The organism is Microbacterium sp. BWT-B31 (genome assembly GCF_041379855.1).
GTDB lineage: Bacteria > Actinomycetota > Actinomycetes > Actinomycetales > Microbacteriaceae > Microbacterium.
On sequence record NZ_JBFECU010000008.1, the window covers coordinates 123,079 to 136,206 of the forward strand.

At 71.3% G+C, this 13,128-nt stretch carries 11 protein-coding genes; 6 read left to right on the plus strand and 5 right to left on the minus strand.

Annotated features, from left to right (window positions below; all coding sequences use genetic code 11):
• Nucleotides 1-10 precede the first annotated feature (10 nt).
• The 4 genes from AB1K54_RS10305 to AB1K54_RS10320 form a co-directional block, all read right to left on the minus strand.
• Complete coding sequence (locus AB1K54_RS10305; RefSeq protein WP_371202656.1) at nt 11-184, minus strand: hypothetical protein; 174 nt, start codon at nt 182-184, stop codon at nt 11-13.
• An 80-nt stretch (nt 185-264) separates the two neighbouring features.
• Complete coding sequence (locus tag AB1K54_RS10310) at nt 265-1,278, minus strand: aldo/keto reductase (protein ID WP_371202657.1); 1,014 nt, start codon at nt 1,276-1,278, stop codon at nt 265-267.
• A gap of 177 nt (nt 1,279-1,455) precedes the next feature.
• Nucleotides 1,456-2,355, minus strand: a complete 900-nt coding sequence (locus AB1K54_RS10315) for an LLM class flavin-dependent oxidoreductase (protein WP_371202658.1) — start codon at nt 2,353-2,355, stop codon at nt 1,456-1,458.
• Nucleotides 2,352-4,274 carry an LLM class flavin-dependent oxidoreductase gene (locus tag AB1K54_RS10320; RefSeq protein ID WP_371202659.1) on the minus strand — a complete coding sequence of 641 codons (1,923 nt, stop codon included), beginning with the start codon at nt 4,272-4,274 and terminating at the stop codon, nt 2,352-2,354. Before AB1K54_RS10320 ends, AB1K54_RS10315 begins: the two co-directional genes overlap by 4 nt.
• A 134-nt stretch (nt 4,275-4,408) precedes the next feature.
• On the opposite strand from AB1K54_RS10320, the gene AB1K54_RS10325 reads away from it, so the two are divergent.
• Complete coding sequence (locus AB1K54_RS10325) at nt 4,409-4,915, plus strand: MarR family winged helix-turn-helix transcriptional regulator (RefSeq protein WP_371202660.1); 507 nt, start codon at nt 4,409-4,411, stop codon at nt 4,913-4,915.
• Nucleotides 4,916-5,050: 135 nt separating this feature from the next.
• Here AB1K54_RS10325 and AB1K54_RS10330 read toward each other — a convergent pair whose 3' ends face one another.
• Nucleotides 5,051-5,998, minus strand: a complete 948-nt coding sequence (locus tag AB1K54_RS10330) for a L,D-transpeptidase (protein WP_371202661.1) — start codon at nt 5,996-5,998, stop codon at nt 5,051-5,053.
• A 207-nt stretch (nt 5,999-6,205) separates the two neighbouring features.
• Here AB1K54_RS10330 and AB1K54_RS10335 point away from each other — a divergent pair, with 207 nt between their 5' ends.
• The 5 genes from AB1K54_RS10335 to AB1K54_RS10355 all read left to right on the plus strand — a co-directional run bounded on the left by AB1K54_RS10335 (nt 6,206) and on the right by AB1K54_RS10355 (nt 13,113).
• Nucleotides 6,206-7,240, plus strand: a complete 1,035-nt coding sequence (locus tag AB1K54_RS10335) for an LLM class flavin-dependent oxidoreductase (RefSeq protein WP_371202662.1) — start codon at nt 6,206-6,208, stop codon at nt 7,238-7,240.
• A 264-nt stretch (nt 7,241-7,504) separates the two neighbouring features.
• Entirely contained in the window at nt 7,505-10,138 is a 2,634-nt protein-coding gene (locus AB1K54_RS10340; protein ID WP_371202663.1) for a LuxR C-terminal-related transcriptional regulator, read from the plus strand.
• Between the two features lie 165 nt (nt 10,139-10,303).
• Nucleotides 10,304-11,002, plus strand: a complete 699-nt coding sequence (locus tag AB1K54_RS10345) for a hypothetical protein (protein WP_371202664.1) — start codon at nt 10,304-10,306, stop codon at nt 11,000-11,002.
• 87 nt (nt 11,003-11,089) lie between these two features.
• The gene (locus AB1K54_RS10350) at nt 11,090-11,731 is read left to right on the plus strand and encodes a signal peptidase I (RefSeq protein ID WP_371202665.1); all 642 of its coding nucleotides are present in this window, start codon (nt 11,090-11,092) and stop codon (nt 11,729-11,731) included.
• Nucleotides 11,728-13,113 carry an RCC1 domain-containing protein gene (locus AB1K54_RS10355; RefSeq protein ID WP_371202666.1) on the plus strand — a complete coding sequence of 462 codons (1,386 nt, stop codon included), beginning with the start codon at nt 11,728-11,730 and terminating at the stop codon, nt 13,111-13,113. The genes AB1K54_RS10350 and AB1K54_RS10355 overlap by 4 nt, the downstream gene beginning before the upstream one ends.
• Nucleotides 13,114-13,128: the final 15 nt, after the last annotated feature.

Genomic DNA, 13,128 nt, shown 5'->3' on the forward strand with positions numbered 1-13,128 from the left:
CATCCGGCTCTCAGGCCTCCCCCGGCTGCGGAATGCCGTCCATGAGGAATGCCTGCACGATCTCGACGATCACCACCGCCTCGAAGTAGTTGCCGGGGCAGTCCTCGTCGTCGTCGGGACAGCTGCAGGGATAGTTGAGGTCGAGGAACCGGGTGATCGCGCTCAGCAAGCGGTCGTCGGACATGGTGACTCCTTCTCTCGGGACGGCGCGCACGCCGGACCGCCGCACGACGCGGGCTGATCAAGAGAAGAAGCGAGTCGGTGTCACCAGAGCGGGTGGATGGCTTCACGCAGATCGCGGTCGTAGACCCCCCGCACCACCGCGTCGAACGCGGACACGTCGAAGCCGCCGTCGACCTGCGCCGCGGCAGAGTCGAGAAGGGACGCGGCATCGGCATTCGACGCCGCCTGCCGCACGTTGCGCGCGCCCGGGATGACGCTCGTCACGCCCGGCCGCGAGGCGATCCACGCGAGCGTCGCCGCAGGAAGCGCCACCCCGTCGGGCAGGGCGGCAGCGAGTTCGGCGGCCGCGGCGAGGCCCACCTCGTAGTCGACGCCCGAGAACGTCTCTCCGCGGTCGAACGCCTCGCCCTGCCGGTTGTACGAGCGGTGGTCGTCGGCGGCGAAAGCCGTCGCGGGCGTGTACGTGCCGGACAGCAGCCCCGAGGCGAGCGGAACCCGCGCGAAGATCGCGACGCCCGCCGCAGCCGCCGCGGGAAGCACCTCGTCGAGGGGCTTCAGGCGGAATGGGTTGAAGATGATCTGCACGTTCGTCACGTTCGGCCGAGCGATCGCGGCGAGCGCCTGCGCGCACGTCTCGACCGATACGCCGTACGCGGCGATCGCGCCCTCGGCGACGAGGGCGTCGAGTTGGTCGTACGTGGCATCGGCCTCGATCACCGACGTCGGCGGGCAGTGCAGCTGCACGAGGTCGAGGGTGTCGACGCCGAGGTTGCGCCGCGACCGCTCCGACCACGCGCGGAAGTTCTCGCGCGAGTAGTTCTCGTCGGTCTGCGCCAGACGCCTGCCCATCTTGGTGGCGACCGTGATGCCGTGACCCGGGCGCGCCGCCAGGAACCGCCCGATGATCGACTCGCTGCGCCCGTCTCCGTACACGTCGGCGGTGTCGAAGAGGGTCACGCCGTGAGCGACGGATGCCGCGAGCACGGCCGTCGCGTCGTCTTCGGTGACCGCGCCCCAGTCCGCTCCGAGCTGCCAGGTGCCGAGTCCGATCACCGAGACGGCGCCGCCGGTGCGGCCGAGGGGTCGTTGCTGCATGGCATCAAGCATGCCACCTGCAGAACTCCTCCGATCCGGCGCGGGGGGCGGCGAATCGGCCGCGGGCGGGCCCCGCGGGCCCGTTCTGGCGGAGTTCTGCAGGCGCCCGGCGGGGCGGGCGGGGGGCGCGGGGTGGGCGGGGAGGGCGGGGCGGGGCGGGGCGGCCGGCCGGTGGGGTCACGCGCGCTCGCGCGCGACGACCTCCCGCACCGCGGGCGCGACTTCGGCCGCGTACCGTTCGGTCATCGCGACGTCGTCGCCGCCGATGAGGAAGGTGTCGATGCCGTGCGTGAGCGCCATGTCGGACATCTGGTCGATCCACGCCTCGACCGGGCCGTTCAGCAGCCCCCGGGTGGCAGGCGAGAAGTCCACGCGCATGAAGTTGACGAGCCGCTTCACATCGGACGGGTCGCGCCCCGACTCGATCGCGGCTGCGTCGATGCGCGCGTTCATCTCGGGCATGCCCGCCAGCCCTCCCGGCACATACTCGATCGTGGGCAGCCACCCGTCGCCGACCGAGCCGGTGAGCGCCAGCATGCGCGGCTTGTACGCGCCGATCCAGACGGGGATCTCGTGCGCCGGCCGCGGCCCGCGCTTCGCGCCGACCGCCGAGTAGTACTTGCCCTCGATCCGCACGCCGCCGCGCTCGTCGGCATCCCACAGCGCGCGGATGATCTCGATCGCCTCGCGCAGCGCGTCGACGCCCTGGCCCGGCGTCAGGCGGCGCCCGCCCATCGCGACGATGGCGTCCCAGAACGCGCCCGCGCCGATGCCGAGCTCGAACCGTCCGCCGCTGAGGATGTCGACGGATGCCGCCGCTCGCGCCATCACCGCCGGCGGCCGCAGCGGCAGGCTCGCGACGTTGGCGCTGACGTGCACGTTCTCGGTGCGCGCCGCCACGAACGCGAGCAGCGTCGAGGTGTCGAGGAAGGCGGGCTGGTACGGGTGGTCCTGGAACGACACGAGGTCGAGCCCGGAGCGGTCCGTCGCCACCGCCAGGTCGAGCACGTGCCCGGGATTCTGGGCGGACGGCGTGACGAAGGTGCCGAAGCGAAGGTCGTTTCCGTAGTCGGTCATGCGATGGCCTCTCTCGCGATCCCGCGGATGAAGGATGCCCCCGCCGGCGCCCGCGTGAGGGTGTCGTCGTCGGGGTCGATGTTGAAGTTGTCACGGAACACGTTGGCCGGATCGTACCGGCGCTTGAGCTCGTGCAGGCGCCGCAGCACCGGCGCGGGGAACGCCTCGCGCAGCTTCTCGGGCGTGCGCTCGGTCTCGAAGCTGAGGTAGAGGCCGTCGAAGTGGCGCTGCAGCGGATCCCACACGCGGTCGAGCCGCGCGTCGTCGCCGCCCATCGCGGCCACCTGGAACGCCGGCGACCGGTGGCTGTACGCCATCTCGCCCGGATCGACATCGCCGATCGCCCCGCCCATCGCGCGCAGCTCGAAGAAGTAGACGGCGCCGGTCTGCAGCATCCGTGCCGCATCGCGCGCGAACTCGGGGGTGAGCTCGAGCACGAACGCCGAGCGCGAATGGGGCTCGCCGAACCCGTGCTGCCCTTCGGGCCCGATGTCGGCGGCGCTGCCCATGACGCCCGCGTACGAGGTCATGACGACCTGCTGGCGGGTGAGCATGCCGAGCTCGAGGAACGGCGTGAGCCGCTCGACGACGGTGTCGGCATCGGGATCGTCGACGATCGCGAACAGCTGGAGGCTGTACATGCCCTGCTGCGGCTGACCGGTCACGAGGAACACCGTCGTGTCGCGCGGCGCCGCGCTCGCCAGCTCGCCGTAGCGCAGCAGCGACTGCTCGAGGTCACCCGTCGCGAACGACAGCTGCGCCCAGCCGACCTCGCCCACCTCGTCGACCTCGAACTCGAACGCGGTCGCGATGCCGAAGTTGGCGCCCGCCCCGCGCACCGCCCAGAACAGGTCGGGGTGCTCGGTCGCTGTCGCCCGCACGAGGCTGCCGTCGGCGAGCACGACCTCGACGGCGCGCAGGTGGTCGATCGTGAGGCCATGGTGCCGTGAGAGCAGCCCGATGCCGCCAGCGGTCGCGAGTCCGCCCACGCCCACTCCCCCGTAGTCGCCCGAGCCGAGCGCCCATCCGTAGGGCGTGAGGGCCTCGGCGACCCGCTTCCACGTCGCACCGGGCCCGATCCGCACGAGCCGCCGCGCGGCGTCGAGCACCTCGATGGCGTCCATCGCGCCCACGTCGATCACGATGCCGCCGTGGTTGGTCGAGCGCCCGCTGATGCCGTGGCCGGCGCTGCGGATGCCGAGCTCGACCTCGGGATGCCGCCGTGCGAACGCGAGCGCGTCGGCGACCTCGGCCGGCGTGCGCGGCCGCAGCACGAGGCCCGGCGCGCCGCCGCGCAGGTACGTCGACGAGACGCTGCGGTGCTCGTGGTCGCCCGGCTCGACAGCGCGGCCCGCGAGCGAGGCGGGCACGCCGTCGTAGTCGATCCCCGCGACGCGCTTCGCGCGCACCGCTGCGGGCCGGCGCCGGCCGGCACCGACGCGCTCGGGCACGAACGCGGCCACGCGGTCGACGTCGGCGATCGTCTCGACCGGCACGACGACGGGGCGGGTCGTGTGCGGGGCCACAGGCTGAGCGGATGCCGCAGCCAGCGCCTCGACCTCGGCGGGGCCTGCGCCGCGCGGCGCGAGGACCCAGGCCGAGGCATCCGTCATCATGCGGCCTCGCGAGAGCGCGTCGATGCTGTCGAGCGCCTTCGCGCGGACGGCCGGATAGGGCGCCTCGACGTCGGTGGGGTCGGGATCGGGCACCGCGGGGGTGGCGAGCCCGATCGCGATGCGGCTGGTCGCGCCGGCGAGCCACGCGGCGAGCGTCCACGGGTCGAGGGCGGTGCCGCCCGTGCCCTGCACGACCACGAGGTCGAGTCCGCGCTCTTCGGCGCGCTGCGCGAGCGCGGTCGCCTCACGCGGGTGCCGCTGGGCGATGGCCGTGTCCACGGCGATGCCGAGTTCGATGTCCATGGGTCCCTTCCGCCCGCGCTCCGCGCGCGGGCCGCGTCGACTGCTGGCGACGCACCAGGGTTATAACGTGGTTGTGAAGATCGTATTCCCGACAGATCAGTTCTGGCACAACCGATCTGGCGTACCATGGACTCATGACCGCCCTGTCGTCCTCCGCTGCCGCACCGCGGCAGCCGCACCCCACCGAGGATTTCGGGTGGGCGCTGGGCGTGCTGCTGCGCGAGTACCGCGACCGCGTCGCGCCGATCCTGGCCGACTTCCCGCAGGGCGAGCGCGGCTACCAGACGCTCTCCGAGGTCGTCGTTCACGGCGACCAGCCGAGCCAGCTCGCGCTCGCCAACCGCCTGGGCATCGACCGCACCGTGATGACGTACCTCGTCGACGACCTCGAAGACGCCGGCCTCGTCGCCCGCCGCGCCAACCCCGAAGACCGCCGCCAACGGCGCATCGTGCCCACCGGGCAGGGGCACGACACGCTCGCCGAGCTGTGCGTGCGGGTTGTGGGCGCCGAGGCGCTGACCCTCGCGTCGCTGACCCCCGACGAGCGCGTCGTGTTCCGCCGCCTGCTCATCAAGGCCGCGTCCGGCGGCGATCCGTCGCTCGACCCGTGCGAGGTCGCCGACGAGCTCGCGCCGCGCTGACCCCCGCCCGCCTGCAGAACTCCTTCGATCTGAAGAGCCAGCGGGTCTACGACGCCTGAACCCCTCCGCTTCGGCGCCGATCTGGAGGAGTTCTGCAGGAGGCCGCGCGCGCCAGGCGACCGCGCGCCGCCGCGGCTACGGGTTCACGATGATCGGCGTGCCGAGCGGAAGCTGTGCGAGCGTGTCGATCGCGGCGGCGTCAAGCCGCAGGCATCCGTTCGAGATCGGCCCCGAGTGGTCGTCGTGGTAGTGGAACGCAGTGATCGCGACATCCGCTCCGCCGAAGCCGTCGAGGGTCGGCGACTGCACGCCGAAGTACACGATCGGATGCCCGCGCGTGTAGGCGAACTCGGGCACCACGGCGGTGTACATGATGAACGTGCGGCCGAGCGGGGTCGGCGTCTCGGACGTGCCCCATGCGAAGTCCGTCGAGACGAGCTGGCGGTCGGCGCCCCGCACGATCTCGATCGTGTGCGCCGAGATGCTCACCTCGACACGTGCGTCGGATGCCGCAGTCTCGACGTCCTGCACGCGCAGCCATCCGGCGGCCTGCGCCGGATTGCCCTGGGACGGCACCGCCTGACGGCCGGTGAGGAGCACCTTGACCCAGTTGTCCTGCCGCTCCACGACCGGAAGCGTCGTGCCCTCGTAGGGGAACTCGCGCGGCACATACCCGACCGGGGCGCCCGCGGGGTCGGCGAACACCGGGGCGCCGATGCCCGTCGCCCGCACCGTCTCCCCCGCGAACGCGCCGAACGGGGCGTCGTCGACCAGAAGCGCCGGCAGCACGGTGAACACGTTCACCTGCGGCAGGGTCTGCACGTCGTAGGCCGTCGTGTTCGCCGGGTAGCCGAACACGGTCGGGGTGGGTGTCGGCGTGGGGGCCGGGGCCGCAGTGCGCGTCGGGGCGACCGTCGCGGTGGGGGTCGGCGCCGCGAGCGGCGGCGTCGTGCGGATCCACACGGTGAGCACCACAGCGCACAGCACCGCCGCGATCGCGATCGCGATCCACGCCTGCAGGCTCAGTCGCCACGGCGCGCCGCCCGGCTCCGCCGGGGCGGGCTCGTCGCGCGGATCAGCCATGTCTCCATGGTCGGTGCGCGCTGCGGATGACGCAACTTCGGGCCCCGCCCGCGCGGGTCGGCCGCGACCGCCCCTGCCCCCGCGCGCGGCGCGATACTGGGTGTTGCGGCCGAGGCCGGGCCCACGCGCCCCAAGGATCCACGCAACGCGTCAGCGATGCCAGGAGTGGGCGTGGGGACCGCTCGTCGCCATCACGAGAGGAACCCCATGACCGGCATCGAGTTCGGGCTGGACACCTTCGGCGACGTGCCCGAGGACGACCGCGGCGGCATGCTGTCGTACGGCGCAGCGATCCGGCAGGTGGTCGACGAGGCTGTGCTGGCGGACCAGCTCGGCGTCGACGTGTTCCTCGTGGGCGAGCATCACCGGCCCGAATACGCGATCTCGACCCCCGAGACGGTGCTCGCGGGGATCGCGACGCGCACGTCGCGCATCCGCCTCGGGTCGGGTGTCACCGTGCTCAGCTCGGACGACCCCGTGCGCGTGTTCCAGCGCTTCGCGACGCTCGACGCCCTCTCGAACGGCCGCGCCGAGGTGATCCTCGGGCGGGGGTCGTTCACCGAGTCGTTCCCGCTGTTCGGCTACGACCTGCGCGACTACGAGGTGCTGTTCGAGGAGAAGATCGCGCTGTTCGCCGAGCTGCTCAACGAGACGCCGGTCACCTGGCAGGGCACGACCCGCGCCGCGCTCACCGACGCCGACGTGTTTCCCAAGACCGACTCCGGACGCCTGCGCACGTGGGTCGGCGTGGGCGGATCGCCCGAGTCGGTCGTGCGCACCGCGCGCTACGGATTCGAGCTGATGCTCGCCGTCATCGGCGGCGCCCCCGACCGCTTCGCGCCGTACATCGACCTCTACCGCCGAGCCGCGGAGCAGTTCGGCACGACCGCGCACCCGGTGGGACTGCACTCCCCCGGGTTCGTCGCCGACACCGACGAGGAGGCGAAAGAGACCGTGTGGCCGCGGTTCAAGGTCATGCGCGACCGCATCGGGTCCCTCCGCGGCTGGCCGCCTGTCACGCGCCTCGAGTACGACCGCGAGGTCGCCGGCGGCTCGATGTACGTCGGCTCGCCCGAGACCGTCGCCCGCCGCATCGCCCGCGCCGTCCGCACGCTCGGCGTCGGCCGGTTCGACATGATCTACACGAGCGGCACGGTCCCGGTGTCGGCGCGGCTTCGCGCGGTCGAGCTGTACGGCACCAAGGTGATCCCGATGGTGCGCGAGCTGCTCGCCGAGGGATGAGAGCACCAGCGCGCACCTCGTCGTCGGCGAGGCGCAGGAGCTCCCCGCGCGTGCGCCTGCCCACGCCCGCGCGCGCAAAAGGGGGTCGAGTTCGACCTCGCCGCGCTCGTGGATCCTGACGCGCTCGGCACCTCCACAGAGGGCGCCGCCGACCACTGCGCGCCGATGACACCTGCAACGCGCAGCTCGCGATCCCGATGAGTGGGAGTCGGGCAGTGCCGTCAAGACAGTGACTGCGGGCAAGGCACGGGATAGGTTGGCACCGTGGAGTCGTTCTCTCGGAGTCGGCTGAGCACCGACGCGCTCGAGTATCTGCGCGCCGGAACGAGTGTGAACGTGCGCGGGTTGCCCGGCTCTGGCCGCACGGCGGCTCTGACTCAAATTGCCGCTTCCCTCGAGGCGGTCGGCTGGACCGTCGTGCGATTGCGCGGCATTGCGGCGCTGTCGGATCGGCCGCTCGAGGTGATCGCCTTCGCGGGGCTGCTGGGGCAACCGGCCGCGCGCCAGACCACGGCACTGACACAGGCGATCACGGGGCTGCAGGCGGCCCTCAACGGCCCGCGGTGCGTGGTCGCCATCGACGACTGCGATCTGCTCGACGCCGCCTCGATCAGCGCGGTGGGAACCGCGCTCGACGGCCGCTCCATTCCCTTGCTGTCGTCGGCGTCGACGGCGCGGGCGGCGCAGGACATGTCGCTCGATGCGATCGTGCGGCCCGGAGTGCGGCTGGTCATGCCGCCGCTCGGATTCGACGCCTCGTACGAGATCGTGCAAGAGATCTGCGACCACGGTTCGGTGTCCACCGACACGGTCGCCCGCATCCACTCACGCGGCGGCGGGCTTCCTGGTCTGGTCCACGCGATCGCCGACATCGGCGTGCATGAGGGGCTGCTCACCCAGGACAACGGCGTGTGGAGTGCAGGAACGCGGCTGTGGTCGCCCCGGCTCGCCTTCGCCGTCGAGCCCTTCCTGCAGGGCTTGGGCCCCGAAACGCTCAGCGGGCTGATCAAGCTCTCGCTCGTCGGCGCGATCGACGTCTCGGTCGCGAAAAGCCTCGTCGGCTGGTCAGAGCTGGAAGAGCTCGACGATCGCGGACTGCTGACGTTCCTCACCGGCGCAGACCAGGTGTCGATGAGCGTCTACCCCCCGCTGCTGGCCGAGCACCTGCGCAACGAACGGGCCGGCGCACGTCGGTTGCGAATCCTCGACGAGATCAACGAGGCGCTCGCAAGGTCCGAGTTCACCTCCGGTGAGCTCGGTCGCCAGCTGCCCGACCTGCACCGCGCGGCCGCACCTCTCACGTCGATCCGGGACCGGGGCGCCTTCATGACCAGCAGCGGCGGCGATCCGCACGATCTCGAAAACCGAGCGGCCGCCGAAGCAGTGCTGAACCGCCTCGTTCACGAGAAGCTCCTCAGCGAGACCCTCGACCGCCGCGCCGCGCTCGAGCGGGACCGCGACGCGAAATCCGCGCTGGAGTACGTGACCCTGCTGATGGTGCAAGGCGCTGACGTCGAGGCGATCGACGCCGTCCTCGCCGAGGCGATGCGGGGAACGACTCCTCAGGATCGCGTCAGGCTCACGGCGGCGCGCGCGCTGCTGTGGGCGCTCGGCGCGCTCGACCCCGACAAGGCCTCCGAGTTGCTCGACGCGCAGCTGCCGCTCGCCGGAGCGTGGGCACCCGCTCTCGAAGCGCGTCGCGCACAGATCCGGCTGCAGTTCACCGGCGCCCCCGCCGCACCCCATCCGCTCCCCCAAGCCATCGTCAGCCCGCTCGTGCTCGACGAGGTTCGACTGACGCGCGCCCAAGAGCTCATCGCGATCGGCCGCCCACGTGCCGCGATCGCCGAGCTCGACCTCGTGCGAACCGACGCGGCGCGCGTGGCGACGCGGGTAAGCGTCTTCCACGCCGTCGCACTCGCGGTCGCAGGCGACCTCGACGGCGCCGAGGCGGCCGCGCGCCGGAACTACGACGACGCGCTCGCCCGCCTCGACCTCGCGCTGCTGACCGGGCATGGCTACGTCATCGCGCTCGTGCACTCCCTGCGCGGCGATGACGCGCGGCTGCGCGACCACCTCTTGCCGCTGCTTTCCTTGGGGTTCGCGCCCCTTTGCTTCCTGCCGTTCCAGCTCGGCATCATCGTCTCCGCCACGCGCTTCGCCGCCCGCCTCGGCCAGCCGGCCACCGCGCGCTCCCTGGCCGATCAGGCCGAGGCGCTGGGGCTGCACCTCGGGCCGCACCCGGGGATGCTCGCCGCCCAGGCCCGGGCCCACGCCGAGGTCGCCGGCGGCGGCGATCCGTCGGCCGCGGCCGACGCGCTCTGGACCGCCGCAGAAGACGCGTACGAGCGGCGCTATCTGATCACCGCGCTGCTGGCCGGCGTCCAGTCGATCAAGCTCGACGCCGTCCCCCAGCGCGCGGAAGCGATGGTGCGCTGGGCCGAGGATGCCGAACCCGACGGTCTTGCTGCGATGCTCGCCGATTTCGCCGCTGCGACCGTCGCCTCCGATCCGTATGCGCGGCTGGCCAGCGCGAGCAGACTGCGACGCAGGGGCTTTGCCGGATTGGCGCTCTCCCTGCAGGTCGCCGCCGCCACCGACCTCGCCGACCGCGACCCCGAGCGCGCCAACGTCGAGATACGCCGCGCCTGCACCCTCGCCACCCAGCTGGGGGGCGAATATCCCCGCTACACCGCGGCGCTCACAAGCCGAGCTCTGCTCACCGGCCGCGAGCGTCAGGTCGCGGAGTTGGCAGTCGCAGGGCTCACCAACGGCGAGATCGCCGGCCGCCTCCAGCTCAGCGTCCGCACGGTCGAGAGCCACCTGTATCGGGTCTTTCGCAAGCTCGGCGTTCAGGACAGGCATGACCTCGCCGCCGCGCTGCACTCGCTGACATAGCGAATCCACACTGAGGGCGGCGCATCCGCTCTTAATCCGGTGCGGGGCGCCACCCAAGCCCCGCACTGAGAGGCGCGCTCTACGGCTCACCAGGTGAATCCTGGGGAGGCGTCATCAGACGCAACCCACCGACCCGGTGGTTCCGTTGCGAGAGAGCGTGAAGCAATGCCCGACAACACCACGCAGACCAGCCCCGTCATCATAGAGGAGCCGCGTCGGCGCCGACGCGCCGCCGCATTCCTGGGGATCGGGGCTCTGGGCGCCATGGCACTCATCGGCGTGACCATGGCCTCGTTCACCGACGCGGAGTACGCGGCCCTCAACGGCTCAGGCGACGGCTACGCAGTCGCGGCATGGAACATCCAGATCAGTGCCGACGGCAACGCCTGGGTCGACACGACCTCCCCCAGCACCCCCGGACAGCCCGACAACCTGCCGATAGACGTTCAAGCTCCCATCGACTTGGCCATCGCCGGCGCCGACGCCCTCGTGCCCGGCGACGCGGCAACGAACGTGACTGCGACGCTGTACGTGCGCAATGAGGACACCAGCGCGCGCAATGCGCAGCTCCTCAAGTTCCGGCTCCTTGAAGACTCGACCGCGACCGACACCGCACTGCGCGACGCTCTGCGCTTCACCGTCTCGGACGGCCAGTCGACCTTCGCTAGCCTCAGTTATTCGGCGCTCTCGACGGGAGTCGCGCTGTCCCAGCCGGTCATCGCACCCGGCAGCGTGGTGACCTATACGATCACCGTGTCGCTTCCCGATCAGGGCTCCGCGACCCAGAACGCCGCGCTGCAGGGGCTGCGCGCGAATCTGCTGGCCGCCATCGACGGCGTCTCGACCGTCGCAGCCGCAACCTGATCGATGGCGGCCGGACCGCGCCCTCGGGCGTGGTCCGGCCGCCATCGTGTGCTCCATAGGCCAACCGTGCGCGCAAAGGATCCCGCAATGCCCGTCATACGTCGCCTGCAGGACACCCTCTGCATCGCCGTCGCCGTCGTCGGGGCCGCATCGATCGTGGTCATCGCCGTCTTCCTCGTCTTGGGTCTGCAGCCCGCCCTGGTGGTCTCGGGGTCGATGGAGCCCGCGCTCCCCGTCGGCGCGATCGTGGTGACTCGGGAGGTCCCCGCCTCGCAGTTGCACGTCGGGGACATCATCCAGGTGCCGCGGACCAGCGACGCCAGCGTCGTGACTCATCGCATTCACTCCATCGAGCGCTCCGGCACGGGCTACGCCGTCGTTCTCAAGGGCGATGCGAACGAACTCGCGGACGTCGAGCCGTATGTCATCGAGTCGGCCCGTCTTTATCGCACGCACATCCCTCTCGTGGGCTACGCGGTGGCCTGGGTCAAGGAGTACCCGCTCGTCTGCGGCCTCCTGCTGGTCGGGGTCCTCGTGCTCTGCTTCTGGGGCCGAGGACACCGGGTGAGTGTTCGCACCCCAGACGGCGAGACGAACCACGGACTGACCCGGCGCGAGGCAGACGAGATGGTCGCCGCCTTTCAGGCCGAGCAGGACGGTGCGGTCGCTCCCCAGCACGGATCCGCCGACGCGCCCGGCGGATCACCCGGCGACCTCGTGCGCCCATGAGCAACCCGACAACCTTCAGGGTACGCCTGAGCGTCGCCGTCTCGGCGGCGATCGGGGCGCTCGGCGCGGCTCTGTTGAGCGCGGCGGTCCTCGTTCCCCTGACGAACGCCGCCTATGCCGACGCCGAATACGCGCGACTGGATCTCGTCGTCGGCGCGGTGCCCATTGACGACGTCGAGATCGTCAAGCTCGCCGGCGGATCCGATCACGTGCTCGCGCTTGCCGCGGACGGCACCGTGTACAGCTGGGGATACAACACCTCCGGACAACTGGGACTCGGCGACACGACGATCCGCACGACCGCCCAGAAGGTCACCGCGCTGTCGGGGAGGCAGATCGTCGACATCGCCGCCGGCGCGTACAACTCGTTCTTCCTCGACAGCGACGGGACTGTTCATGCCGTCGGCCAAGGGACATACGGATCGCTGGGTCAGGGCAACCAGGCCATCAGCTTGACGATCGTCACCGTGCCGATTCCCGAACCGGTCGCCTCGCTCGCCGCCTACCGTAACGTCGCCGGGGCCGTCACCAGGAGCGGCAATGTGTGGGCGTGGGGCGAGAACTTCAACGGCGCAGCCGGCTACACCAACGGTGCCACCTTCAGCAGCACACCGTTGAAGCTGAATGTCGAACACGTCCGGCAGGTGTCCTTCGGCTACCACTCCGGCATCGCCGTGACCGAGGACGGCCGCGTCTACACCTGGGGCCGCAACACCGACGGCGAACTCGGTGCGGGCTTCAGCGGGGCCGGCACGTCCGCCGTCGAGGGGTCGACGGGAGCACACATCGTCGCCAACGGCAATCAGCCGGGGTTCTACGCCATCGCCCCCGGCGCTGCCGCCGTCGGCGGCGTCTTCCCCGCTGTGACGGGTGTCCGAGCGGTGAACGCGGGCTTCACGACGATGTCGCTCATTCTGGACGACGGCAGGCTGTACACCTGGGGGCGGGAGGACTCGGGCGAACTCGGCAACGGCGGCGTCGCCAACGAGGTAGGACCGAATCGCCCCACCCGCATCGCCCTCAACATCACGAACGCCCTTCGGTACCTCGGCACCGGCTTCAACAACTGGGGCGTCCTGACAGAAGACGGACACATCTTCATGTGGGGCAACCCGCAGAGCAACGGCGGCAACGCCGAAGGAAGCGACGCGGGCACCGTCCTGGTCGCTCCGACGGCCTCAACCGTGCTGCTCGGCCCGTACCGCGAGGCGCTGAACGTGCAGCGCGAAGGCACTTCCAACGCCGTGCTCGCCGTCAGCGCCGACGGCACCATCGTGTCAGGGGTCGGCTCGCGCCAGTACGGCAAGCTCGCCGACGGGCACACGAGCCCGCCCGCCACGACGAGCCCCGCGGTCTGGACCAAGCCCAATCCGGCGGGCTGAGGATCGCGATCGTCT